3 protein-coding genes are annotated in these 3,388 nt (G+C 65.3%); all 3 read left to right on the top strand.

All coding sequences use genetic code 11. The features are described 5' to 3' along the window. On the top strand, window positions 1–774 hold a 774-nt coding region (locus tag ACXWUF_RS20835), incomplete at its 5' end, for a condensation domain-containing protein (RefSeq protein WP_458503380.1). Continuing rightward, window positions 775–1,665 (top strand): DUF6208 family protein, encoded by an 891-nt coding sequence (locus ACXWUF_RS20830; RefSeq protein WP_458503379.1) that lies wholly within the window; start codon window positions 775–777, stop codon window positions 1,663–1,665. Window positions 1,666–1,767: 102 nt separating this feature from the next. Beyond that, window positions 1,768–3,189: a PfaD family polyunsaturated fatty acid/polyketide biosynthesis protein gene (locus ACXWUF_RS20825; RefSeq protein ID WP_458499497.1), complete on the top strand. Its 1,422-nt coding sequence runs from the start codon at window positions 1,768–1,770 to the stop codon at window positions 3,187–3,189. Window positions 3,190–3,388: the final 199 nt, after the last annotated feature.

The raw sequence follows: 3,388 nt of genomic DNA, 5'->3' as shown, positions 1-3,388 counted from the left end.
GGTCAGGCCGGGGAATTCGCGGCGTATTGCGGCACCTTGGCGGAGCGGTTTGACGCGGCGGAACAGGCGCGACAAAAGGCGTTTTGGCATGGCCATATTTCCGGCAGATCGTTAATTTTGCCCACCGATTTTCCCGAGAATTTCGGTGCGAGCCAGTATGCGGCGGAACGGGAATGGGCGGTGGATGTGTACCTGGATCGGGAGCCGGGCGGCGCGGTGTCGCTGTACGAAGCCTGCGCCCTGGCCTTGTACGAGGCGCTGGCGAAATGGACCGGGGCCGAAGCCGTGCCCCTGGCCCAGCGCTATCATGGCCGCGACCTGGGCGAGTGGGGGAGTTTCCCCGGCGCGGTGGGCAACTTGGCCTGCGATTACCCGCTGGTTCTGCGGACGGCTGCGGCCCGGCCTTGGGCGGAGCGGGCGCAGGACTTACGGGCCGCTCTGGCCACGCTACCCCGGCGGGGCACGGGTTATGAGTGGCTGGCCGAAGCGGGCCGGGTGCCGCCCGTCGAGTCCATCGCCCCGGTGCGGCTGAACTTCCAGACGGGTTTCTCTTGGCGCGGCGCGGGTCATCGGGCCACGGTGCTGTCCACCCGCACCCGGCAACCGGACGACTGGCAGCGGCCTTATGCGCTGGATTGCATCGCCCGTTGGGAAGGCCGAAGCGGGCGCTTGTTGATCCGTTACGCCGAGAACTTGCACACGCCGGACACCATCCGGGAATTCGCGGGGCGCTGGCGGGCCGGATTGCTGGCTTGTCTGCGGGAGGGTGGCTGAGTGGCGGCTAAGCTTCCAACCGGGCCGGGTGCCGTGCTGCTGGGCGTGGCGTCGTTCCTGTTTTTCCGGGTGATGCGGGTTTTGCTGCACGGGCTGTTCAACCGGGCCTTCCCGCCGGACAGCCCCCGCGCCCTGATTTGGCGGCCATTCTCCGGGGAAGCCCTGTGCCATCCGCTGGCCTTGCCCGTGGTGATGACCACCGGCCCGCGCCTCAATCCACACGCCGCCCTGGTGTCGGTGGGTCCGGTGTCGGTGCTAGGGGAACTGGCGGTGGATCGGGACGCCATCCTCGCCAGCGCGGGGCGGGGTTCCATCGTGGTGTACGCCTATCCCAGCCGCGCCTGTGTCGAATGCCGGACGATCCGGGCGGGGTCGGGGAGTGGCGAGGAAATCATCCCCCTGCCGCCGGGGCGCTATGTGTTGGCCTTGCGCTATTACGATCACCATCCCGAGCGCCTGCTGTTTCCCGCCGTGACGGTGGATGGCGAACCCCGTATCGCGGCGGCGGAATACCGGGGAGCGATCAACGCTTTTTACGGGATGCTGGCCCGGCGCGGCAATGGGTTCTATCGGCTGCTCAACTATTATTGTTATCCGATGCTGCGCTGGCGGGATAAGCTGTCGGCGGCCTGGGTGGAGCGGCAATTCCTGCCGGTGGGGAATCCCGACACCCGGTTCGTGTACGGCGCGTTGCGGGCGGGGGAGAGCTTCGCGCCGGATTTTGGGCCGGAGATTTACCGGGATTACGCGGTGTACGCGACCTTGCACGATGTCGCCAGCTTTCCGGTGGCCTGGAAGGAATGCCAGCCGGGGGAACGCATCGGCCCGGCGGCGGTGGACGGGTATTGTTTGGTGCGGCTGGTGGAAAGGGCAATTAGCGCGGGCTTGTAGGGTCGGGCTTTAGCCCGACATCGCAACTGGGATCGGTCTAAAGCCCGACCTACAGCGGAATTATCTGGGCGAACGAATTCATAGAAACATAAGAACACATCCATGCAACGATCAGGCAGCATACCGGGATTCGGCCCGGAACATTTGGGTTCGGCGGAATTCCGGCAGGATCACGGCGTCAAGTACGCCTATGTGTCGGGGGCGATGTACAAGGGCATCGCGTCCGAGGAGTTGGTGATCCGCATGGGGCGGGCCGGGCTGCTAAGCTATTTCGGCAGCGGCGGCTTGCGTCCCGACCGGCTGGAATCGGCCATCCGCCGCATCCGCGAGGGGCTACCGCAGGGCCAATCTTTCGGCATGAACCTCTTGTCAAACCCGGCTCAACCCCAGGAGGAAGACGCCACCGTGGACCTGTATCTCCGCCACGGCGTCGAGCGGGTGGACGCGGCGGCGTTCATCCAGTTATCGTCCGCCGTGGTCCGGTATCGGGTGAGCGGGTTGCGTGCCCTGCCGGATGGCCGGGTGGAGATTCCCCACAAATTGATGGCGAAGGTGTCCCGCCCGGAAGTGGCCGCGTTGTTCCTCGCCCCGCCGCCGGAACGGTTGCTGGCCCAGTTGCAAGGCGCGGGCCGCATCACCGCCGAGGAAGCCCGGCTGGCAGAGGCCATCCCCATGTGCGACGACCTGTGCGTGGAGTCCGATTCCGGCGGGCACACCGACCGGGGCGTGGCCTTCGCCCTGTTGCCCGCCATGCTGCTGTTGCGCGACGAGGCCATGGCCCAGCACCGTTATCCCCGCGCCATCCGGGTCGGGGCGGCGGGCGGGTTGGGCACGCCGCAGGCCATCGCGGCGGCGTTCGCCATGGGGGCGGATTTCGTCATGACCGGCTCCATCAACCAATGCACGCCGGAAGCCGGGACCAGCGACCTCGTCAAAGACCTTTTGGCCGAGGCCAATGTGCAGGACACCGAGATTGCCCCGGCGGGCGATATGTTTGAAATCGGTGCCAAGGTGCAGGTGTTACGCAAGGGGTTGTTCTTCCCGGCCCGCGCCAACAAGCTCTATGAGCTGTATCGCCGCCACGAGTCGCTGGACGAGATCGACGCCAAGACCCGCGAGCAGATTGAGCAGCGCTATTTCAAGCGCAGCTTCGCCGAGGTGTACGAGGAGACCCGCCAGTATTATCTGAGCCGGTCGCCGACGGTGATAGAGCGGGCCGAGCGCAGCCCCAAGCACAAGATGGCCCTGGTGTTCCGCTGGTATTTCGTGCATTCCACCCGCCTCGCCATGCGGGGCATCGAAGACGGCAAGGTGGATTTCCAGATTCAATGCGGCCCGGCCATCGGCGCCTTCAACCAATGGGTGAAGGGCACCCGCTACCAGGATTGGCGCGCCCGCCATGTGGACGAGATCGGCGAGTTGCTGATGGTCGAGGCGGCCCGTTTCCTGGAGCGGCAATATGGCCGGATGTTCGGCCAGGTGGGCCACGCGGCCATCCGCAATGCCTCGCCCTTGGCGAGCTAGCACATAGGATGGGTGGAGCTTGCGGAACTCATCCTACACAGGGAAGCATAAGTAGGGCGGATAAGCGCAGCGCATCCGCCTACCGAGCCAGCGAGAATGGTGGATGCGCTGCGCTTATCCACCCTACATGACTAGAGATTTTTCACCCCAACAACAGGAGCCATGAACGCCATGAACGACATCATCGAAGAGCAACAAC

It is taken from the genome of Methylomagnum sp. (genome assembly GCF_054333355.1).
This window is presented reverse-complemented; position numbering and strand designations above follow the sequence as displayed.